Below are 19,999 nucleotides of genomic sequence, written 5' to 3' on the forward strand. Positions count from 1 at the left end.
GGAGGGACAATGATGTCGTTGTTCGAACAAAAGGTTTCTGAGCTTCATGAACGCTTACATAAGAAAGAGATAAGTGTCACTGATCTTGTTAACGAATCGTATAAGCGGATCGGACAGGTAGAGGACAAGGTGAAGGCATTTTTGACACTTGATGAAGAAAATGCCCGCAGTCAAGCAAAACGATTGGATGATCAATTGGTAAAAGGCGAGAACGAAGGCGCTTTATTTGGTATGCCAATCGGAGTGAAGGATAATATTGTCACTAAAAATTTGCGTACGACTTGTGCGAGCAAAATTTTGGAGAACTTTGATCCAATCTATGATGCAACCGTTGTCCAAAAACTGCAAAAAGCAGAAACGGTTACGATCGGAAAATTGAATATGGATGAGTTTGCGATGGGTTCATCTAATGAGAACTCCGCATTTCAAGCAACACGCAACCCATGGAACACGGAATATGTGCCAGGAGGTTCTTCGGGTGGATCAGCTGCATCTGTCGCTTCCGGTGAAGTCCTATTCTCTTTAGGTTCCGATACGGGTGGTTCAATCCGCCAACCAGCTGCATATTGTGGAGTTGTCGGCTTAAAACCTACATATGGACGGGTTTCCCGCTTCGGACTTGTAGCTTTTGCATCCTCATTGGACCAAATTGGGCCGGTCACAAGAACGGTTGAAGATAACGCTTATTTGCTTGAAGCGATTTCAGGTGTAGATCCAATGGATTCGACCTCTGCAAATGTTGACGTGCCGAGTTTTGTGAATTCATTAACAGGCGATGTTAGAGGATTGAAAATAGCCGTGCCTAAAGAATATCTTGGTGAAGGCGTTGGCGAAGAGGCACGTAATTCCGTACTTGAAGCGTTAAAAGTATTAGAGGGGCTTGGAGCTGAGTGGGAAGAGGTATCCTTGCCGCATTCCAAATATGCCTTAGCTGCCTATTATCTACTTTCTTCATCTGAAGCTTCGGCTAACCTTTCACGTTTTGACGGAGTGCGTTACGGGCATCGTACAGATAATGCAGAAACTCTTATAGAAATGTATAAGCAAACCCGTGCAGAAGGATTCGGTGACGAAGTGAAACGCCGTATCATGCTTGGAACATTCTCCTTAAGTTCCGGTTATTATGATGCTTATTATAAAAAGGCTCAAAAAGTGCGTACGTTAATCAAAAAAGACTTTGAAGATGTTTTTGAAAAATACGATGTCATCGTTGGGCCGACTACACCTACGCCTGCATTTAAAATTGGTGAGAAAGTCGACGATCCATTAACGATGTATGCCAATGATATCTTGACGATTCCAGTCAACCTTGCTGGTGTACCGGGTATATCCGTGCCATGTGGATTCGCAGCGAATGGGCTTCCGCTTGGACTGCAAATGATTGGAAAGCATTTTGATGAAAGTACGATTTACCGCGCGGCTCACGCATTTGAGCAAGCAACAGATTTTCATAAACAATTTCCTAAGCTGTAAGGGGTGAAAAAAATGGACTTTGAAACGGTGATTGGTCTAGAAGTACACGTAGAATTAAAAACGGATTCTAAAATTTTCTCGGCGAGCCCAAACCATTTTGGTGCCGCTCCAAATAGTAACACGACTGTAATCGACCTAGGTTACCCAGGTGTATTGCCTGTCGTCAATAAAAAGGCTGTTGATTTTGCAATGAAGGCTGCAATTGCCCTGAATTGCGAAGTGGCGGAAATTACGAAATTTGACCGGAAAAACTATTTTTACCCGGACAATCCTAAAGCATACCAAATTTCACAGTTCGATCAGCCGATCGGTGAGCATGGTTGGATTGAGATCGAAGTGGGCGGCAAGAAAAAGAAAATTGGCATTACCCGCATTCATATGGAAGAGGATGCTGGAAAGCTGACACATAAAGGGAACTATTCACTTTGTGATTATAACCGCCAAGGTACGCCACTTGTTGAAATCGTATCTGAACCGGATATCACTTCCCCGGAAGAGGCTTATGCTTATCTGGAAAAGTTGAAATCGATCATTCAATACACCGGCGTTTCCGATTGTAAAATGGAAGAAGGCTCACTTCGCTGTGATGCAAACATTTCCTTGAAACCTGTCGGGCAAAAGGAATTCGGTACGAAAACCGAATTGAAAAACTTGAACTCATTCAACTTCGTTCGCAAAGGATTGGAGCATGAGGAAATCCGACAAGCGGAAATCTTGAATGAAGGCGGCATAATCGAACAGGAAACTCGCCGGTTCGACGAAGCTACAGGCAGAACGGTATTAATGCGAATTAAGGAAGGCTCCGATGATTACCGTTACTTCCCGGAACCGGACTTATTGACAATCCATATCGATGAAGAATGGAAAGCACGTATCGCTGCCGAGATCCCGGAACTTCCGGATGCCCGGAAAAAACGTTATGTCGAAGAGTTCGGCTTACCGGAATATGATGCAGCCGTTTTAACGGTAACGAAAGAAAGTGCCGATTTCTTTGAAGCGACAGTCGCTTCAGGCGCGGATGCGAAACTAGCATCTAACTGGATCATGGGTGAGGTTTCCGCTTTCTTGAATGCAGAAGGTAAAGAGCTGCATGATGTCAAATTGACTGCTGAATCGTTGGCTGGAATGATCAAGCTGATTGAAGATGGCACGATTTCTTCTAAAATCGCTAAAAAAGTTTTCAAAGAATTGATTGAAAACGGCGGAGATGCTGAAACGATCGTCAAGGAGAAGGGACTAGTCCAAATTTCCGATGAAGGCGCATTGCGTACAGCCGTTGAAGAAGCATTGAATAATAACCCGCAATCTATTGAAGACTTTAAGGCCGGTAAACAAAAAGCAATCGGCTTCCTAGTCGGGCAAATCATGAAAGCGACAAAAGGACAAGCCAATCCACAGCTTGTTAATAAAATTTTGGTGGAAGAAATCAATAAACGTTAATTATGACCGTATCACTTTTAAAGTGGTACGGTTTTCTCTTGGTTAAGAAAAGGGTTCACTGTGAAAGGCATAAAAAAATTTTTGATTTTTTTTTGAGTTATCTGTAGGGTGACTCCTTTTTGTGTCGTCTATTACATGAATGTTTAACAGGAAAGGAGGAAGAGAAGTGACGGATGAGTTAGTTGAGAAGGTTAGGGCTGGGAATGAGCATGCATTCCGAATGTTGATCGAAACTTATAAACAGACGGTTTATAGAACTGTCTATTCAGTCTTGCGGAATCAAAAAGATGCAGAAGATGTTACTCAGGAAGTCTTTATCAAAATCTACACTTCTCTTCCTCAATATAAGAACCAAGGTTTCAAAACTTGGATTACCCGAATTGCGGTCAATCATGCAATCGATCTAAAAAGAAAGAGGGAACGCCAAAAGGAAGAATTGCAGGACGAACATTCATCGGAAGCAAATTTAGGCTTAACTGATGATGTCGAGGCAGTATTTTTTCGGAATGAAAGGCGAAAGCAAGTTTTACGGAAGCTGAATGACCTTCCAGAGGGATATCGGGATGTTGTATATGGCTATTACATAAAGGAAAAGACATTCAAGCAAATTGCAGAGGAACAGCAGATTCAAGTGAAATCTGTGGAGGTAAAGCTATATCGGGCAAGAAATTGGATGAGAAAACATTGGAAAGAGGAGGATTTTTCATGAATCATGTTCCTGAAGCAGAATGGGTTGCATATTTGGCAGATAAAATACCAGAGGCTCTAAAAATTGAATATGAAAATCATCTATACTCCTGTGACAAGTGTTTGTCCGCCTATATGGAAGCGATGGAAATAGAAGAAATCAGTCAGGGCATTGAAGGATTTGATATTGATATTGCAGGTCCTGTCATGGACTCGATTAGCCGATTGAAAGTTGGTTCTGTTGAAGGGGAAAAGCAACACCGAAAAGAGAAATCACTTCGGACGATAACAAGACATTACCTGATTGCTGCCGGGTTTACGATCTTATTGATGGCAGGCGGAGTATTTCAATCATTGACAGAATACATGGATTCTGTGGAATCAAGCAGTGAAAAGGAAACGCAGTCCTTAACCGATGGACTTATTGATAAAACATTTAATTGGATGGAAACTATCGAAAAGAAAAATAAGGAGGGGTTTAGAAATGAATAAAAGTCCGGTTTTAGCTTTTTTATTATCTTTTCTGCCAGGTTTCGGACATTTTTACCTAGGAAAGAAATATAAAGGGTTATTTTATTTTCTTGCCACGGCTGGATTGGGGCTTGGTGGTCTTCTTCTTTCGTTGATCAGTCATTCGGATGCGTTTCTGGCTTTTTCCATTATTGGAATGGTGTTTTATTTCATCAGTATATTTGATCTGGTGGTCACCTCACTGAGGAATCCTAAAAGTGAAGAGGATGTAGGGGGAATGGCAGGTCAGCCGGAAACGGAAAGATTTTATGTAATCATCCTATCATTCGTTCCTGGGTTAGGGCATTTTCAGCTGGGCCTCATGAATCGTGGGCTTATTTTTCTCATAGGCTTTTTAGGCCTTGGCATCATGGTGATATTCATCAGTGTGATGACACAAATGGAAGGTCTGTTAATTTTCATGGCACTATTGCCTGTTATCTGGATTTACAGCTTTTTTGATTCTGTTCAACAGCTGAATAAAAAGCAAAGGGGCGAGGAGCTTATCGATCGGACCGTTTTGGAAGATTTCGAGGAGAGGCGGGAATCCGGGAAGAAGAGTAAATCGGTCGCGACTTTATTCGCTATTTTCCCTGGTGCAGGTCACTTATATTTGGGGCTGCAAAAACGTGGGATACAATTGATGGCCGGCTTTTTATTCGCCATTTATATACTGGATTTACTCCGGTTAGGCTTCTTCTTTTTCCTTATTCCGATTATCTGGTTTTATAGTTTTTTTGATGGATTACAAAAAGCCTCAAAAATGGAAGAGGGTCCAGTAGAAGATACACCCATCATTTCTGGAATGGTCAATCATCAAAAATGGGTAGGATTGGGGTTGGTGGGACTTGGAATTTACTTCTTGGCCAGTAATATTATTGTCCCGGCCATTGCTCCTCATTTAGATGAATGGATTGGAAGCAACTTGGAATACTGGTTTAGAGATTATTTTCAAAAAGGTCTTGTATGTATCCTTCTTATAGGCGGGGGAATCAAATTGCTGTCGGGAAGTAAAAAAGGGAGAGCCAAGGAGGAGACAAAATGAGAACATGGAGAGTCGGAACGATTTCAATGGGGATCTCCCTGGTTGGTTTGGGTTTGGTTTTACTGGTTTCTCAAATTGCGGATATGAATTTGACGACGATTCTGCTATCATGGTGGCCGTTGCTGTTCATTATCTTGGGTGGAGAGATTCTACTTTATATTTATTTTTCGAGAAAAGAAAGTTCTTTTGTAAAGTATGATATTCTTAGCATTCTTTTCGTGGGATTGCTTGGAACGACGGGAATAGTTTTAATTCTGCTAACATCAAGCGGATTGATGGATCAAGTCAGGGCTGCCGTGAATAGTGAAGAGAAAACGGTCAATTTGCCTGGTTTCAATCAAAACGCAGGGAAAGGCATACAGAGAGTTGTCCTGGACTCTGGTACATACCCATTGACTATTGAAAGTGGTAATGACGGAAAAGTTTCCGTTTTTGGAACATATGGTGAGCGGGTAATGAAAGATGCTGATACGTTGTTGAAGAAGTCGGAAGATTATTTACTCGTTGAGAGAAGTGGTGATACGCTTTATATTAGCTTCAAGGATTTGCCGATTCAAAATGGACTTTTGGACAGTGGTGCAAAGAATCTTAAGGCAACTCTTATAATCCCTGCTGAGTTGGCAGTGGAGATAGACGGACAAAGTACCGATCTTGTCTTGAAGCCTAGAAAACTCTTGAATGACTGGAGTGTGAAGGATAGCGGAAATCTAAGTGTATTCCTTCAGGATAATAGTGATATCAAGATAGATGCTAGAGGGGTCGAGGAACTTGAAGGTCCAAAGAATGGCTGGAAGATGACTGAAGTGAAAGAAACAAGTGAAGAAGGCATTGTAAAAAAGAATGGGATACTCAATATGGGTAAAGGGAAACATACTTTAACGGTTACCGATACATTTAACGTGAATGTTCAATATCCATGAAATCATTTACTAGAATAAAATTGTAAAAAGCATTATAATTTCCCTGATACGATTTCTAGTAAAATGCAAAAGATATGGACCGAAATACGGTCCTCTTTTTTCGAATATTGCTTTTCATGTAACGAAGGATTAAGATGTAAATTATGGAATCAATATGTATAAGGATGATGGGAAATGAAAAGAGCAAGGTTGATTTACAACCCGACTTCGGGCCGGGAAGCCATTAAGAGGAGCCTGCCAGGTGTGCTAGCAAAACTTGAAGAAGCTGGTTATGAAGCTTCTGCACATGCGACGACCGGCGCTGGGGATGCGACGAAAGCGGCTAAGATAGCGATTGAACGCGGCTATGATATAGTTATTGCAGCAGGGGGCGACGGTACGATTTATGAGGTTGTTAATGGACTGGCCACTGCAGAGAAACGTCCGAAACTAGGAATCATTCCGACGGGAACGACTAATGATTTCGCGCGGGCGCTGCATTTACCGAAGACGATCGAAGGGGCGGCGGAAATTATTGCCAGTGGGCATACGATGCCAGTCGATATTGGAAAAATGAATGATAGGTATTTCATCAATATTGCTGGCGGAGGCAGATTGACCGAATTGACCTACGACGTGCCGATCAAGCTGAAAACCATGCTTGGTCAGCTAGCGTACTATATTAAAGGAATTGAAATGCTTCCTTCAATTAAGCCGACGGAAGTTTCTATTGAATATGATGGAAAGATTTTTGAAGGAGAGATCATGCTTTTCTTGGTGGCTAACACAAATTCGGTCGGCGGCTTCGAGAAACTGGCTCCTGACGCCTCTTTGAATGATGGGATGTTCACGTTGCTTATTTTGAAAAAGGCAAACCTCGCTGATATTGTCCGTGTCGCGACTTTGGCAATGCGCGGTGAGCATATCCATGATAAGAATGTCATTTATGAAAAAGCCAACCGAATTAAAGTACATGCCAAAAAGGATATGATGCTTAATTTGGATGGGGAATTTGGCGGGATGGCCCCAGCTGAATTCGTAAATCAGTACCGCCATTTTGATGTATTCATCCCGCAAGGAATATTGCCGGATGATCCGGCAAATAAATAGAGTGAAAGGGCCACTGAATCTGGTGGCCTTTTCAGTTTAATAAAGCAAGGAGAATCGCAAACATGTATATCAGGAAAGCGACACCGGAAGATGCGGACAAGGCAGCCGTATTGACCCGGTTAGCGATTAAGGAAATTGCAGAGGTTTTGACAGGCGAAACGGAAGAAGAAAGAATACTTTCCGTTCTTGCCGATTTGTTCAGGAAAAGTGGGAATCGGATCAGTTATGAAAATACGCTTGTCAGTGAACATGATGGACAAGTATCAGGATTGATCATTGCTTACCATGGCAAGGATGCCGAAAGCTTGGATGAACCGATAGTGAGACAATTAAGGATGAAAATGAAAGACCCTAGCGTTACGCTCGATAAGGAAGCGGAAATGAGGGACTTTTATTTGGATACTGTGTCCGTTGACCCGAATTTTCAAGGAAAAGGAATTGGTAGTGCGCTGATTCAATATGTAGAGGGATACGCTAAACAGAAGGGATATCCAAGAATTTCTTTAGTCGTTGAAAATGAAAATGAAGCGGCGAATCGTCTCTATAGCAGATTAGGATATAGGGAAATGAAGACCATTTCTATTAGCGGCCATGAATTTCGCTATATGGTGAAGAAAATAGAAGAACCCCCTGTTTAACAGGGGGTCCTTTTTAGTCATTTGAAATCTGGCACTGAATGCGATTACATTTGTTGCCCGTTCATGGCTGCCCAATCAGAGTAAACTCCGGTGCCATTACAGCCGGGACAGTCGTGTATATCGGAAAAATGATATTCCGTAGGTACGAAGGAGCTGTATCCACGTCCGTAACAATCCGGACAGAGGCCTTTTTCCTCCATACTTGCTCGGTGTTTTTCTAGCCTTGTAGCATTCCAGGCTGATATAGAGTTAAATAAACCCATTTCCTCACCTCATCTGTTTTTCCTTATTTTTCATTTTTAAATGAACTTTTATTCATGGAACTATGAAAAATCCGTAATTCCTTCCACTATATTTTTATGAAAACCAGGGCGAATTGGTGAGTGGTTTTGTGGCAAGGCCTCAATTGTGGTAAAATACAGGCTAGCATAAAAAAGAAAAGAGAAGATGATATGAAAAAAACAGCACCGGTTGCTAAAAATGATATTATAGAGGTTTTATTTGAAGATTTAACACATGAAGGAGCTGGCGTCGCTAAAGTCGATGGCTACCCGATCTTTGTTCAGAGCGCCCTTCCAGGTGAAAAAGCAAAAATTAAAGTGATGAAGGCCAATAAAGGTTATGGCTTCGGACGCTTGATGGAGATTATCGAAAACAGTCCTTACCGGGTTGAGGTCACGACTGAAGATTACCATAAATACGGTGGTTGTCAGCTGCAGCATATGAGCTATGAAGGACAGTTGAAATTCAAGGAAAGGCAAGTGCGTGAAGTGATGACACGCATCGGGAAACTTGAGGATGTGAAGGTTCACCCGATCATCGGGATGGAGAACCCGACCCATTATCGTAATAAGGCGCAAGTGCCTGTTGGTGAAAAGGATGGCGAGCTAATAGCAGGGTTCTTCAAACCGCGGACACATGAAATTGTTGAAACGAAAGAAAGCATTATCCAAAATGAAATGATCAATGAAGCCGTTCAAGTTGTTAAAGAGATTTTCAGTAAACTTGGTATCCCTGCTTACAATGAAGAGGCACATAAAGGTGTATTACGGCACATCATGGCCCGTTATGGCAAGCAAACAGGTGAATTAATGATCGTTCTCGTTACAAGAACGAAAAGTATTCCTTTCATCGAAACAATCGTGAAGGAAATCGTTGAACGTCTTCCTCAAGTGAAATCCATCGTTCAAAACGTGAATTCCAAGAAAACGAATGTGATTTTAGGCGATAAAATGACTGTACTATGGGGCGACGAAGTGATCCATGATATGATCGGTGATGTGAAATTTGCGATATCAGCAAAATCATTCTACCAAATCAATCCGGACCAAACGAAAGTCCTTTATGATAAAGCTCTTGACTATGCAGGGCTGACTGGTGAAGAAACGGTGATTGATGCCTATTGCGGCATTGGAACCATCTCTTTATTTTTAGCTAAAAAAGCGAAAAAAGTAATCGGTGTCGAAGTGGTCGAAGAAGCGATAGAAGACGCACGCCGCAACGCTGAATTGAATGATATCTCAAATGCAGAATTCATGGTTGGCGATGCAGGTAACGTTATTGCTGAATGGTATCAAAAGGGCAACACTGCAGATGTCATCGTTGTGGATCCTCCTCGCAAAGGCTGTGAAGAGTCCTTACTGAATACGATCATCGAGATGAAGCCAAATAAAGTCGTATACGTATCATGCAACCCAGGCACTCTGGCGCGTGATCTTCATATTTTGGAAGAGGGCGGATATAAAGCAGTTGATATCCAGCCTGTCGATATGTTCCCAATGACGACGCATGTTGAAAATGTAGTGTTATTAGAATTGAAGTGATGGAATGGGGCCCGGTCTAAATGACCGGGCCCTACAGTTTTATTGGCTTGTACAATTTGAACGTTGATTTCCGCTCAAGAAACTCGCTTTCCGCGGGCAATCAGGGAGCCTCCTGGGGTCTCTCCACTCGCGTTTTCTAAGCAGGAGTCTCTCATACCTGCAAAAATCCACTTTGTTTTAACATTTATAGATAGAAACCATACCCTGAGAAGTTGAAGGTGTTGCTTTGGGGCAGATGGTCCGGGAACATCATGTTATAAAGAGATGTGTTCCGAACCCCTCCGGACCCTTTTTCGATTGAAGTGAAAGGAGGGGGATTTTTTTTTTTGAATGGATATTCTTGACGCTCTGACTTGGACATATAGTAAGGATATATAAATGTAGGCAGGTGATTTTATTAATTTTCAAAAAGCGTTTGCTGTAATTGTTGGTAGCTTTTTGGTAGGCATCGGAATCAATGGCTTTTTAGTTCCGCACCATTTAATAGATGGCGGCGTTGTCGGGATTGCACTCATCCTTCATTATTTTTTTGGGTTTAAAACAGGGCTATCCATGTTGATCCTCAGTATTCCCATATTTTTATATGCCTGGTCCTATGAACGGTCTTTTTTCTATAGCAGTGTTCACGGATTGCTTCTGACATCCCTTTTTATGGATTGGCTTAATCCATTGAAAAAAGTCTTTTCCATGTCGATACTAACAAGTTCTTTGATTGGCGGTGCCATCATAGGGATGGGGATAGGTCTCATGCTTCGATATGAGACAAGCAGCGGGGGAACGGATATGTTAGCCAAAATCATTTCTAGATCTACCTCTATAGACATTGCCTTGGCCATTATCCTCATAGATACGTTAATCATTTCCGCTGCCGCCTTCACCTTAGGTATAGAAATTTTCCTTTTTTCATGTGTGACGATCTTCACCATTGGGCTGATCACTTCTCTTATGAAAGTGAGGAAATCAATACGTTAATCAGTTTCTTAAGATATGGGCTACGTCATTTATTGCCTTTTGCAGTTTTTCGCTATTTTTGTTATACATCTCTTTAGCTTCGTTTGATTCAGTTCCAAGGGCAAATAATTCTAAGTCTGCTTGGCATTTTTTCATGGTTGCGAGCATTAAAGGTTTTTCTTGAGGAGATGGCACTTTAATTTTATCATCAAAAAGGTCCACGAATAATTCTCCATTAGAGTTTGCTTGTCCAAGAAAGACATTCTCGATGGTTACGCCTTGCTTATCCAATTCGGTATTCAGCCAATTTCGGTTTAGGCCAATCGTGGAAAGTGGTTCATCAAGGATTTCTCCATCCATAATGACAGTCTGATTCTCCTTGACTGCAGCAACTGTCATTTTTAAATCTTTTGCTGTTAGAGGTTGGTCTTCTTTCTTTAACAGTACGGAAAAATCACCGTTAGCCTCTAATAAGGCAAACTCGACTGTTGATATATCAAAGACATCCTTACTTCGGAGTAACCACAATAATTCATCGGTTGTATACTTTTCCTTTTTTAAATTGGCCTCCATGACTTTTCCATCTTTAATAAAAATTGTTGCTTTCCCTTCGACTAAATCACGAACAATTTTGCTTTTCATGGAAAGTAATCCTGCAATGAAAGGAGCAAATGCAAAAACGAGAATGGAAAGTACACCATGAACAATATTTCCTTCAACCTTTGTGGCTAACTCTGCGCCAACATTCCCGATGGTTATGCCAGTGACGTATTCAAAAAAGGAAAGCTGAGATATTTGTTTTTTGCCTAACCATTTTGTGATTAAAAAAAGAACAATTAAGAAAAATACTGACCGTAAAACGATTTCTAACCATTCAGGCATTACTTAGCACCCCCTGCAATTCCTAGGTATTTAAAACCCTTTATATTGTGGTTCTTCCCGTTCTAACTCACCCACTCGTTTTTGTACATCCTTCATTATTTCATTCACCACCAGCATCGTTTCATGCAAGGTGCGTTTAGATTCATCATCTTGAGTCCGGAGTGCTAAGCTGGATAAGCCTGCCTCAACTCCTTTTAGGCTAGAGACACATTGTTTTACATCAGAAGCTATCGTCATAGAGCATCCTCCTTATCCTTTAGGTCTAAAAATAATGGCGCCTATCATACCAAAAATGATGGCAGCTGATACCCCGGCACTAGTTACTTCGAACATGCCAGAAACGACACCGATCAAGCCATGTTTTTCAGCTTCGGCTAACGCTCCGTGTACAAGGGAATTTCCAAAACTGGTAATGGGCACTGTCGCTCCTGCACCCGCAAAATCGATGAAAGGTTCATATAATCCAAAACCATCCAAAATTGCTCCCGTAACAACGAAAGTACATAAAGTATGGGCAGGCGTGAGTTTAAATACATCAAACATTATCTGTCCAATTACACAAATAGAGCCCCCGACGACAAAAGCCCAAAAGTAAATCATAATCGTGGTTCACCGCCATATTCAATTGATACGGCATGGGCAATGCATGGAATCGTCTCATTTTGTTGAAAGGAAAGGGGAGATAACAAGGCACCGGTAGCCACGACGAGCATTCGTTTTATTTCACCCTTTTTCATGCGATTTAATAAATGACCATAAACAACGGTCGCGGAACATCCAGGTCCGCTTGCCCCAGATAGGACCGGTTGATCATCCTTGTAAATCATTAAACCGCAATCTTTATATTGCTCTTTCTTAATGGGAGTCCCATGTTTTTTAAATATTTCCAATGAAACTTCATGACCAATCTTTCCCAAATCTCCGGTTACTATTAAGTCATAATAGGAGGGGTCGATGTTTCGTTCTCTTAAATGGGTCTCAATTGTATCGACAGCTGCTGGGGCCATAGCTCCTCCCATATTAAAAGGATCGGTCAATCCCATGTCAATTATCCTGCCGATTGTGGCTGAAGTGACTCTTGGGCCATCCCCGGCACTGCTTAATAATGCGACGCCTGCCCCCGTAACGGTCCATTGGGCTGTTGGAGGTTTTTGCCCACCGTATTCAGTTGGGTAGCGAAATTGCTTTTCAACTGCGGCGTTATGACTTGATGCTCCTGTCAATAAGTAATCTGCCCCTTTGGTGTTGACAAGGTATGCTCCGATAGCCAGTCCTTCCATCGAGGTTGAGCAAGCTCCAAATAAGCCGAGATAAGGTGTTCCCAATGTTCGACAGGCAAAACTCGTAGGGGTTATTTGATTGATAAGGTCGCCTCCAAGGAAAAATTGGATTTGTTCCTTCTGAAGACCCGCCTTTTCTATTGCTTTTGTACTCGCTTCTTCTATGAGGATTTTGTGAGCCTTTTCATAGGAATCTTGATTTAGCCATAAATCGGAATGAAGTAGATCGAAATCATCAGCAAGCAAACCGTTTGCTTCAAATGGGCCACCAACGGTTCCGGTGGAGATGATGACAGGCTTTTGATCAAACACCCATGTGCGATGCCCCGTAAGCATTATAAACCACCCCATTGTATGAGTATTGTTTTTATCATTGCTACGATAAAAGCGGAAAATACACCGAATAAGATAACGGATCCAGCCAATTTGAACATATTGCCGCCCACTCCTAACACGAAACCTTCCGTACGGTGTTCAATTGCCGCCGATATAATGGCATTCCCGAATCCCGTAAGCGGCACAGCAGAACCAGCACCGCTAAATTGGGCGATTCTGTCATACACCCCAAAGCCGGTGAGAAGCATGGCGATGAAAATTAATGTGCCTGCAGTTGGGTTTCCAGCTGTCTGGTCCGTGAAGTCAAAGTAATGGATATAAAAGTTCGAAATGACCTGTCCGATCAGGCAAATTATACCGCCGGTCATAAATGCTTTTACGCAATTCAGCAGTATTGGCCTTTTGGTTTCCAGTTGGTGTTGAAGTTGCTGATATTCCTGTTGGACAGGAGTCAGTTTTTTCTTTTTATTATTTGACATTTTCGTATCACTTCTTTCATTTGTTACGTTTTTTCATTCAATAAGGATTTGATCCTTTTGAAATCCCTATTTAAGGAGTCCAGCTTAGTATGGTCTTTCTCAAGTTTCTGCTCCAGGTGCTCGAGTTCTATAAACAACTTTTGATCTGTTGAGACCAGGATTTTATAATCAGGAAACATGTCTTCCAGTTCTGTTTGCGATTTCTTTTTAATCTTTTTTAAGCGTAGGCGATCGAAGTTTTCCACTTTAATGGCAACTAGGAGTTCCTTATTGGAATTCACGGCTTTTGCATCCGCGACTTCGTCCTGATTCACTAGCTTATCTTTAGCTTGATTGGCAACCGTTTGGTCAATTGGATTGCTAGTATGTACTTTGGATATATTCAAGCCCCGGTCCTTATTAATATCTGTTTGACTGGAATTTGCCGAACATCCTGTCATAAGCAAAACGATTAATATGAAAGCAGTGAAGCGGTTTAGCATGTATGGCAAGGGATCGTCTCCTTATAGATGGATTAAAGATAAAAAAAGGTTGGTTGCCTCAACCAACCTTTTTTTATGATTTCTTATTGCTTATATTGTGGTTCTTCTTGCTCAATCTGATCAATACGAGGTGAAACACTGTCAACAATCGATTGTGTTTGTTGAGCAGCTTGTTGGTAAAGTTGTTTTGCTTGCTCGTTGTCTGTTGAAAGGGCAAAGGTTTCGAAGCTTGCTTGAGCACTTTTTAGTCCAGCTAAAGTCGTCTTAACATCACTAATTACTGTCATGGTGTTACCTCCTTGTTTTTTAACTGCCCTATTAGATTAAGGAAAAAATGATTTAATATACCTTCCAAATTTCTCTAGGTAATTTAATATCCTCTTTCCATTAATCAAACTTTCGATTAATGGAAAGGGCCTTATTGGAAGAAGGGTTCGTTCGTACGAAGAGAAATGTGAACATTCTCATGAAGGTTTTCGATGATATTACAATCGGAACGCTTTGTTATTTCGTCGTTGACTTTGGATTAATGTAAGGAACGGATTAAATTTCGGGCGTATCTTATTTTTGTTGTAATGATGATGGCACTCATCTATCCGATTGCCGGCCACTGGGGATAGGGTGGCGGCTGATTAAGCGAGATGGACATGCAGGAGACTTCGCAGTTCGGCGGCCATTCATGCACTAAGGGTTTAGTGGTCCTTTAAAATTAATCAATCGTTTGATTAAATTCATTTATTGGAATTACTGATTACCGAGTCCTTCCGATAAAAGTTAGAATAAGCAGGGCCCATAATGAGCGCCTGCTTTTTGTATTAAAAGCCATCCTCTGTTGCGTTGAATGGAATGTTTAAGTTTCTTTCAACGGCACGAAGTCTTTGGTTTAGTCGGTTTAGCCTATTCGTATGGCGTTGATCATTTCGACTTATCCTGGTTACTTCCTGGATAACACGGCCCACTTCTCGATTCATCCGTGTGATTTCTTGGTTTTGCCTAGTGAGTTCCCTCGTTTGCCGCTCATTTTGCCGCTCAAGTTCCCTGACTCTTCTTTCAAGTTGTTGAGGTTCCCTTTCAACATCGAACTGTTCGGGCACTTGGCTATATGAATTATCTTGAACCTGCTGAAGGTTCCAATCTTGCTGTGGCATGTAATCAAATCGTTCAGGCTGTTGGAAATATGGGTTATAATTAGGCTCAAAGTACTGGTGATTTCCATTTTGTTGTGGAAAAGTGTAAAATCCGTATGAATTCATCGTCAACTCTCCTTTTTAAAATTCAGGATGGATACTTTATAACTTATGTAAGTTCCGATGAGGTGACTAGGCGTTAGCCCATACTGGGGAAAAGAGTTAATTTACAGAAAAAATTTCAATAAATTTGCAGAAACCATCCGGTTCCTATATCGTTTAGGATAGGGGAAATTCTTTTAATCCTTCTTGAAACCAATCCATGGGATAATCCGTATATAATAGAAAAGAGTGTAAGTCAGGAGTGTAATGATTATGAATCGATTTCTTGCTGATTTTGTTCCGATATTGATTGCATTTCCAATGGTTTTGCCGATTTGGATGATTAGCTATTTTGCATTGAATCAACCGTTTGCCTTATCCGTTGTCATTTCTTTAGCAGGAGGGGCGCTTGCATACTGGCTAAGTTCCGTATATTTTTCATCAAGATTCCTCAAAAAACATGAATTGACGAGAAAAGAATATCAATATATTAAGAAAAATTTATTTGAAGCAAAATCGAAGATATGGCGGGTTCAAAAAGCATTAATCTCGGTCAGGCATATCTCTTCTTTTAAACAGAGGAAGGATATGATTAAAATGATCAGAAAAATATATAGTCTGACAAAGAAAGAACCGAAGCGATTTTACCAGGCGGAACAGTTTTATTACTCGCATCTGGATTCCGCCATGGAGCTTGCGGAGAAATATGTTTTTTTAGCACAGCAGCCAAAAAAGAATAGGGAACTCGAACTTTCCTTAACAGAGACTCGCAAAACTTTAAAGGAACTCACTAATACGATAGAAAAGGATTTATATAAAGTGATTGCCGATGATATCGATCACCTTAACTTCGAATTGGATGTTGCTAAGCAATCCATTGAAACTAGAAAAGAGTCACAAGTAATTGATGAAAGCAGGAGGTTAAAATGAATAACAATGATCCAAACCTGTTGAATAAAACGAATAATGCCAGTTTGATCGATGATCTTTTAGCCAATCCATTTGATGGGGTGCAGGAGCTGGAGAAAGTATCTTCCCAGGAAGCGAAACCGGTTAAACTGATTGATGTCATTCCTGAAGAGAACAGGGCAAAGGCATATCAGCTTGCCGAACAAATCGACCCAACGAATCATCAGGCGATGATATCCTACGGTACACCCGCCCAATCAAAGCTTCTGACCTTTTCTAATTCCATGCTTGAGCATGTTCAGAAAAAAGATGTGGGTGAAGTGGGCAACATTATCAGTGATTTAATGAAAAAGTTAAACGAGCTGAGCCCGGATGAGCTAAAACCGGATAAGCCCTCTTTCTTTGCGCGTATGTTCGGGAAGCTCTCGGGATCTGTACAGGAAGTGCTATCCAAATATCAAAAAACTGGTGCCCAAATTGATCGTATCAGTGTGAAACTCGAGCGGAGCAAGAATATCCTGCTATCGGATATCGTAATCCTTGAAAAGCTATATGAAACGAATAAGGATTATTTCCAGGCATTGAATGTCTATATTGCAGCCGGGGAAATTAAACTCGAAGAAATCCATGGGAAAACGATTCCGGAGTTAAGGAAGTCCGCTGAATCGAGCAATGATCAAATGAAGTTCCAGGAAGTCAATGATATGCTGCAATTTGCTGAACGGTTGGATAAAAGGCTTCATGATTTGAAATTGAGTCGCGAAATTACGATTCAAAGCGCACCGCAAATCAGGCTGATCCAAAACACGAATCAGGCGCTGGTCGAGAAAATACAATCTTCGATCATGACAGCCATCCCCCTTTGGAAAAATCAGGTTGCGATTGCATTGACCTTAATCAGGCAAAGGCATGCAGTAGAAGCACAAAAGCAGGTTTCCAAAACTACAAATGACTTGTTATTGAAGAACTCTGAGATGCTGAAAACGAATACCATTGAAACGGCAAAAGAAAATGAGCGCGGACTTGTCGATATCGAAACATTAAAGAATACCCAAGCTAACTTGATTTCCACGCTTGAGGAAACCATGCGGATTCAAGAAGAAGGAAGGCATAAACGCCGACAAGCCGAACGGGAATTGGCTTCAATGGAAAATGAACTGAAACAGAAACTATTGGAAATAAAGGGATAAGGGGAGATAACATGGAAACCATCGAGGCTATAAAAACGAGAAGAAGCATTGGAATCGTCAAGCAAGATCCGGTACCTAAGGAAATGATCGAGCAAATCATTGAAGCTGGAACGTATGCCCCTAATCACCATCGAACGGAGCCTTGGCGCTTTTTTGTAATGACAGGAGAAGGAAGAAATAAACTTGGAGAGGTATTCGAAGAAATCACAAGAATTGAAAATGCTGACGATACCCCTGAAAGTTTAATCAGCAAGCTGGAAAGGCAAAAAAAGAATCCATTAAGGGCTCCAGTCATTATCGCAGTGGGCATAGAGCCTAGTGATAAGAATAATGTCCTCGTGGCAGAAGAATATGCAGCAGTGAACAGTGCCATTCAGAACATGCTTCTTGCTGCACATTCCCTAGGTCTGGGAGCGGTATGGAGAACGGGAAAAATAACTTATCATGAAAAGGTCCGTGAATTTTTCAATTTATCCTCAAAAGGCGAAGTATTGGCTTTCATATATTTGGGTTATCCTGATATGGAGCCGAAACCTGCCAAAAAAACACCGTTTGATGAATTGACCACATGGATCGGATGAAGGGTTGAGGGGAAGCTGCATCAGTGTATACACACTGATGCAGCTTTTTTTTTGCCTTCAATAAGGATTCCTTAAATCTGATTTTGATGAAAGGGATTTGGATTCGACAGGCTTCGTTTCAAGTGACGATTGGTGAATTAGGTTGTACAATACAGAGGAAGAATAAATTTTGATGAATTAGGATGTGTCTATAGATGAGAACGATTGATCCATTTGAGATACTTGATGGAAAAGCGATAAAATATTTGGATGTTTTTGGCGTGGAGGATGGAATTGCTTTAAAGAGTAAGTACGAAGATAAAACGTATTGGATATATGATTATTATTGTATGCACCAGACTTGTGATTGCCAGGAAGTATATCTTGAATTCGTTGAGGAGCTTAAAGGAAATAAACAGGCAGGACAGCATTTTGGAGTGAGGGTTTCTTTCGGGGATAATCAATTTGTCCTTGAGGATTATAATATTTCCAAGCAAAAGGCGATGGATATTGCGGAAGATACGTTAAAATACAGTAAAGATGTTATGGAGTTATTTAAACAGCGGTATCAGCAAATGAAGGAAAAAGGCACGCAAATCATCATGGAAAGTGCAAAGGCAGCTAAAATGCCGCATGTTCATACAGAGCCGGTCATTGGCAGAAACGAACCATGCCCATGCGGAAGCGGGAAAAAATTCAAAAAATGCTGCGGCGCAGCTTAACATCTCATGGAAGCTGACTCGAATTGGGGTCGCTTCTTTTTTATTTTGGAAAGAATTGAGTAATGAATAAAAAAAATATGGCGTTTTACGAACGTTTGTTCTATAATAAGAGTACCAGATAATAACACAAAAAGAAATAAAAAGTAGTTATTTAGACGGAATTTTCCGAAAACTTCTTTTTTATTTTCATAAATCTGGTATATATAAGAGAGAAGAGTTTTTTGATCTCATCTCTTTCAACGGTAGACGGCAACCAGACGGGATGAATATCCCCACACTGATGGCAGTTTAACTTATTGAACGAAGGAAGGGGTAATCAAATGACAAGAGAAAAAAGATTAATACCTTACAAAGTTCTTGAAGTAATGGAAACGGTGAAAGAGAAGATTCCTGAGGGTATCGAGCTTGTGAAGGCCCCGGCAATTTGGGAGAAAAGCAATTATGGTGAGGGCGTGATAGTTGCCGTCATCGATACAGGCATTGACAAGGGACATCCAGACCTCAAGGAAAGAATCATTGGTGGGAAGGATTTTACCAATACCGGGGATTATCAAGATGATAATGGACATGGGACACATGTTAGCGGTACGATTGTGGCTGCCGTCAATAATGCTGGTGTAGTGGGAATGGCCCCGAAAGCGAGCATATTAGCGTTAAAGGCCTTAAATGGTCAAGGGCAAGGTGATATAGCTTGGATTAATGGAGCTCTAGAGTATGCAATCAATTGGCGGGGACCTAATGAAGAAAAGGTTTCGGTCATTTCACTTTCACTTGGCGGTCCTCCGGATGAGGCTGAACACAAACTCATTCAAAAAGCCCTTAAGAATGATATCCTAGTTGTTTGCGCAGCTGGAAATAGTGGTGATGGGCGTCATGAAACGGATGAATTGGATTATCCAGGAGCATATCCCGAGGTAGTGGAAGTCGGAGCTGTGGATTTAAGCAGAAATTTAGCGGATTTTTCGAATACAAATGATGAAATTGACTTGGTGGCGCCAGGTGTCGATATTCTTTCTACGTATCCAGGAAATAAATTTGCCCGGTTGAGCGGAACGTCAATGGCTACGCCTCATGTAAGCGGTGCAGCAGCCCTCTTGAAAGTGATTGCTGAAAAGGAATTTGACCGCAATTTAACTGAAGCGGAATTATATGCACAGCTGGTGAAAAGTACGGAAGATCTGGGAATCAACAAAAAAGCACAGGGAAATGGATTGCTTAACCTAACGATAGCGGACCAAAGAGCTGAAAAATCGATTAAGATTACCATAGAATCAGAAAACCTTAAGTTACCGAGTAAATCGGTGGTCATGGAATATTAGAAGGGAAAAAAGGTGCCTCAAGAATTCTTGGGGCA

25 protein-coding genes are annotated in these 19,999 nt (G+C 41.3%); 16 read left to right on the forward strand and 9 right to left on the reverse strand.

Annotated features, from left to right (window positions below; genetic code table 11):
• The first annotated feature begins 12 nt into the window (after positions 1-12).
• The 8 genes from gatA to N0M92_RS24340 all read left to right on the forward strand — a co-directional run bounded on the left by gatA (position 13) and on the right by N0M92_RS24340 (position 7,802).
• A complete protein-coding gene (gene gatA, locus N0M92_RS24305; RefSeq protein ID WP_230301323.1) occupies positions 13-1,473 on the forward strand; it encodes an Asp-tRNA(Asn)/Glu-tRNA(Gln) amidotransferase subunit GatA in 1,461 nt (486 codons plus the stop codon).
• 12 nt (positions 1,474-1,485) lie between these two features.
• On the forward strand, positions 1,486-2,913 hold the full coding sequence (gene gatB / locus N0M92_RS24310; RefSeq protein ID WP_076372752.1) for an Asp-tRNA(Asn)/Glu-tRNA(Gln) amidotransferase subunit GatB: 1,428 nt from the start codon (positions 1,486-1,488) through the stop codon (positions 2,911-2,913).
• A 166-nt stretch (positions 2,914-3,079) separates the two neighbouring features.
• On the forward strand, positions 3,080-3,622 hold the full coding sequence (locus N0M92_RS24315) for an RNA polymerase sigma factor (protein ID WP_260288229.1): 543 nt from the start codon (positions 3,080-3,082) through the stop codon (positions 3,620-3,622).
• Positions 3,619-4,092 carry a hypothetical protein gene (locus tag N0M92_RS24320; RefSeq protein WP_260288230.1) on the forward strand — a complete coding sequence of 158 codons (474 nt, stop codon included), beginning with the start codon at positions 3,619-3,621 and terminating at the stop codon, positions 4,090-4,092. Before N0M92_RS24315 ends, N0M92_RS24320 begins: the two co-directional genes overlap by 4 nt.
• Positions 4,085-5,155, forward strand: coding sequence for a hypothetical protein (locus tag N0M92_RS24325; RefSeq protein ID WP_260288231.1), 1,071 nt, complete (start codon positions 4,085-4,087; stop codon positions 5,153-5,155). The genes N0M92_RS24320 and N0M92_RS24325 overlap by 8 nt, the downstream gene beginning before the upstream one ends.
• A complete protein-coding gene (locus tag N0M92_RS24330) occupies positions 5,152-6,075 on the forward strand; it encodes a hypothetical protein (RefSeq protein ID WP_260288232.1) in 924 nt (307 codons plus the stop codon). Before N0M92_RS24325 ends, N0M92_RS24330 begins: the two co-directional genes overlap by 4 nt.
• Before the next feature lie 174 nt (positions 6,076-6,249).
• Entirely contained in the window at positions 6,250-7,164 is a 915-nt protein-coding gene (locus N0M92_RS24335) for a diacylglycerol kinase (protein ID WP_260288233.1), read from the forward strand.
• A 62-nt stretch (positions 7,165-7,226) separates the two neighbouring features.
• Positions 7,227-7,802: a GNAT family N-acetyltransferase gene (locus tag N0M92_RS24340; RefSeq protein WP_260288235.1), complete on the forward strand. Its 576-nt coding sequence runs from the start codon at positions 7,227-7,229 to the stop codon at positions 7,800-7,802.
• A gap of 44 nt (positions 7,803-7,846) precedes the next feature.
• Here the strand turns inward: N0M92_RS24340 and N0M92_RS24345 are convergent, their stop codons facing one another.
• On the reverse strand, positions 7,847-8,065 hold the full coding sequence (locus N0M92_RS24345; protein WP_076372766.1) for a hypothetical protein: 219 nt from the start codon (positions 8,063-8,065) through the stop codon (positions 7,847-7,849).
• 189 nt (positions 8,066-8,254) lie between these two features.
• On the opposite strand from N0M92_RS24345, the gene rlmD reads away from it, so the two are divergent.
• Complete coding sequence (rlmD, locus tag N0M92_RS24350; protein ID WP_260288236.1) at positions 8,255-9,625, forward strand: 23S rRNA (uracil(1939)-C(5))-methyltransferase RlmD; 1,371 nt, start codon at positions 8,255-8,257, stop codon at positions 9,623-9,625.
• A 423-nt stretch (positions 9,626-10,048) separates the two neighbouring features.
• A complete protein-coding gene (locus N0M92_RS24355; RefSeq protein WP_311202597.1) occupies positions 10,049-10,597 on the forward strand; it encodes a YitT family protein in 549 nt (182 codons plus the stop codon).
• Here N0M92_RS24355 and N0M92_RS24360 read toward each other — a convergent pair whose 3' ends face one another.
• From N0M92_RS24360 to N0M92_RS24390, 7 genes are all read right to left on the reverse strand, one after another.
• On the reverse strand, positions 10,598-11,458 hold the full coding sequence (locus N0M92_RS24360) for a DUF421 domain-containing protein (RefSeq protein ID WP_260288237.1): 861 nt from the start codon (positions 11,456-11,458) through the stop codon (positions 10,598-10,600). It abuts the gene before it with no gap.
• Positions 11,459-11,488: 30 nt separating this feature from the next.
• The gene (locus tag N0M92_RS24365; RefSeq protein WP_260288238.1) at positions 11,489-11,695 is read right to left on the reverse strand and encodes a DUF1657 domain-containing protein; all 207 of its coding nucleotides are present in this window, start codon (positions 11,693-11,695) and stop codon (positions 11,489-11,491) included.
• A 12-nt stretch (positions 11,696-11,707) separates the two neighbouring features.
• Positions 11,708-12,058: a stage V sporulation protein AE gene (gene spoVAE / locus N0M92_RS24370; protein WP_260288239.1), complete on the reverse strand. Its 351-nt coding sequence runs from the start codon at positions 12,056-12,058 to the stop codon at positions 11,708-11,710.
• Positions 12,055-13,074, reverse strand: coding sequence for a stage V sporulation protein AD (gene spoVAD, locus N0M92_RS24375; protein ID WP_260288240.1), 1,020 nt, complete (start codon positions 13,072-13,074; stop codon positions 12,055-12,057). Before spoVAD ends, spoVAE begins: the two co-directional genes overlap by 4 nt.
• On the reverse strand, positions 13,074-13,553 hold the full coding sequence (gene spoVAC, locus N0M92_RS24380; RefSeq protein WP_260288241.1) for a stage V sporulation protein AC: 480 nt from the start codon (positions 13,551-13,553) through the stop codon (positions 13,074-13,076). Before spoVAC ends, spoVAD begins: the two co-directional genes overlap by 1 nt.
• A 23-nt stretch (positions 13,554-13,576) precedes the next feature.
• Positions 13,577-14,035: a YhcN/YlaJ family sporulation lipoprotein gene (locus N0M92_RS24385; protein ID WP_260288264.1), complete on the reverse strand. Its 459-nt coding sequence runs from the start codon at positions 14,033-14,035 to the stop codon at positions 13,577-13,579.
• A gap of 83 nt (positions 14,036-14,118) precedes the next feature.
• A complete protein-coding gene (locus N0M92_RS24390) occupies positions 14,119-14,322 on the reverse strand; it encodes a DUF1657 domain-containing protein (RefSeq protein WP_053344237.1) in 204 nt (67 codons plus the stop codon).
• A gap of 276 nt (positions 14,323-14,598) precedes the next feature.
• Between N0M92_RS24390 and N0M92_RS29360 the strand changes: the two genes are divergently transcribed.
• Positions 14,599-14,655, forward strand: a complete 57-nt coding sequence (locus tag N0M92_RS29360) for a hypothetical protein (RefSeq protein WP_311202598.1) — start codon at positions 14,599-14,601, stop codon at positions 14,653-14,655.
• 195 nt (positions 14,656-14,850) lie between these two features.
• Here the strand turns inward: N0M92_RS29360 and N0M92_RS24395 are convergent, their stop codons facing one another.
• Positions 14,851-15,288 (reverse strand): hypothetical protein, encoded by a 438-nt coding sequence (locus tag N0M92_RS24395; protein WP_260288242.1) that lies wholly within the window; start codon positions 15,286-15,288, stop codon positions 14,851-14,853.
• Positions 15,289-15,537: 249 nt separating this feature from the next.
• On the opposite strand from N0M92_RS24395, the gene N0M92_RS24400 reads away from it, so the two are divergent.
• From N0M92_RS24400 to N0M92_RS24420, 5 genes are all read left to right on the forward strand, one after another.
• Positions 15,538-16,194, forward strand: a complete 657-nt coding sequence (locus tag N0M92_RS24400; protein ID WP_260288243.1) for a 5-bromo-4-chloroindolyl phosphate hydrolysis family protein — start codon at positions 15,538-15,540, stop codon at positions 16,192-16,194.
• On the forward strand, positions 16,191-17,363 hold the full coding sequence (locus tag N0M92_RS24405; RefSeq protein ID WP_260288244.1) for a toxic anion resistance protein: 1,173 nt from the start codon (positions 16,191-16,193) through the stop codon (positions 17,361-17,363). The genes N0M92_RS24400 and N0M92_RS24405 overlap by 4 nt, the downstream gene beginning before the upstream one ends.
• Positions 17,364-17,374: 11 nt before the next feature.
• On the forward strand, positions 17,375-17,944 hold the full coding sequence (locus N0M92_RS24410) for a nitroreductase family protein (protein ID WP_192207656.1): 570 nt from the start codon (positions 17,375-17,377) through the stop codon (positions 17,942-17,944).
• A gap of 194 nt (positions 17,945-18,138) precedes the next feature.
• Entirely contained in the window at positions 18,139-18,645 is a 507-nt protein-coding gene (locus N0M92_RS24415) for an SEC-C metal-binding domain-containing protein (RefSeq protein WP_260288245.1), read from the forward strand.
• Between the two features lie 320 nt (positions 18,646-18,965).
• Complete coding sequence (locus N0M92_RS24420; protein WP_260288246.1) at positions 18,966-19,964, forward strand: S8 family peptidase; 999 nt, start codon at positions 18,966-18,968, stop codon at positions 19,962-19,964.
• Positions 19,965-19,999: the final 35 nt, after the last annotated feature.

The sequence above is a fragment of the Peribacillus aracenensis genome (genome assembly GCF_025175645.1).
GTDB lineage: Bacteria > Bacillota > Bacilli > Bacillales > DSM-1321 > Peribacillus > Peribacillus aracenensis.

Bases quoted from the DNA above. Each gene is read 5' to 3' on its own strand.
- gatA (WP_230301323.1), top strand. From the start codon at position 13: ATGTCGTTGTTCGAACAAAAGGTTTCTGAGCTTCATGAACGCTTACAT.
- gatB (WP_076372752.1), top strand. From the start codon at position 1,486: ATGGACTTTGAAACGGTGATTGGTCTAGAAGTACACGTAGAATTAAAA.
- N0M92_RS24320 (WP_260288230.1), top strand. From the start codon at position 3,619: ATGAATCATGTTCCTGAAGCAGAATGGGTTGCATATTTGGCAGATAAA.
- N0M92_RS24325 (WP_260288231.1), top strand. From the start codon at position 4,085: ATGAATAAAAGTCCGGTTTTAGCTTTTTTATTATCTTTTCTGCCAGGT.
- N0M92_RS24330 (WP_260288232.1), top strand. From the start codon at position 5,152: ATGAGAACATGGAGAGTCGGAACGATTTCAATGGGGATCTCCCTGGTT.
- N0M92_RS24335 (WP_260288233.1), top strand. From the start codon at position 6,250: ATGAAAAGAGCAAGGTTGATTTACAACCCGACTTCGGGCCGGGAAGCC.
- N0M92_RS24340 (WP_260288235.1), top strand. From the start codon at position 7,227: ATGTATATCAGGAAAGCGACACCGGAAGATGCGGACAAGGCAGCCGTA.
- N0M92_RS24345 (WP_076372766.1), bottom strand. From the start codon at position 8,065: ATGGGTTTATTTAACTCTATATCAGCCTGGAATGCTACAAGGCTAGAA.
- rlmD (WP_260288236.1), top strand. From the start codon at position 8,255: ATGAAAAAAACAGCACCGGTTGCTAAAAATGATATTATAGAGGTTTTA.
- N0M92_RS24360 (WP_260288237.1), bottom strand. From the start codon at position 11,458: ATGCCTGAATGGTTAGAAATCGTTTTACGGTCAGTATTTTTCTTAATT.
- N0M92_RS24365 (WP_260288238.1), bottom strand. From the start codon at position 11,695: ATGACGATAGCTTCTGATGTAAAACAATGTGTCTCTAGCCTAAAAGGA.
- spoVAE (WP_260288239.1), bottom strand. From the start codon at position 12,058: ATGATTTACTTTTGGGCTTTTGTCGTCGGGGGCTCTATTTGTGTAATT.
- spoVAD (WP_260288240.1), bottom strand. From the start codon at position 13,074: ATGCTTACGGGGCATCGCACATGGGTGTTTGATCAAAAGCCTGTCATC.
- spoVAC (WP_260288241.1), bottom strand. From the start codon at position 13,553: ATGTCAAATAATAAAAAGAAAAAACTGACTCCTGTCCAACAGGAATAT.
- N0M92_RS24385 (WP_260288264.1), bottom strand. From the start codon at position 14,035: ATGCTAAACCGCTTCACTGCTTTCATATTAATCGTTTTGCTTATGACA.
- N0M92_RS24390 (WP_053344237.1), bottom strand. From the start codon at position 14,322: ATGACAGTAATTAGTGATGTTAAGACGACTTTAGCTGGACTAAAAAGT.
- N0M92_RS24395 (WP_260288242.1), bottom strand. From the start codon at position 15,288: ATGAATTCATACGGATTTTACACTTTTCCACAACAAAATGGAAATCAC.
- N0M92_RS24400 (WP_260288243.1), top strand. From the start codon at position 15,538: ATGAATCGATTTCTTGCTGATTTTGTTCCGATATTGATTGCATTTCCA.
- N0M92_RS24405 (WP_260288244.1), top strand. From the start codon at position 16,191: ATGAATAACAATGATCCAAACCTGTTGAATAAAACGAATAATGCCAGT.
- N0M92_RS24410 (WP_192207656.1), top strand. From the start codon at position 17,375: ATGGAAACCATCGAGGCTATAAAAACGAGAAGAAGCATTGGAATCGTC.
- N0M92_RS24415 (WP_260288245.1), top strand. From the start codon at position 18,139: ATGAGAACGATTGATCCATTTGAGATACTTGATGGAAAAGCGATAAAA.
- N0M92_RS24420 (WP_260288246.1), top strand. From the start codon at position 18,966: ATGACAAGAGAAAAAAGATTAATACCTTACAAAGTTCTTGAAGTAATG.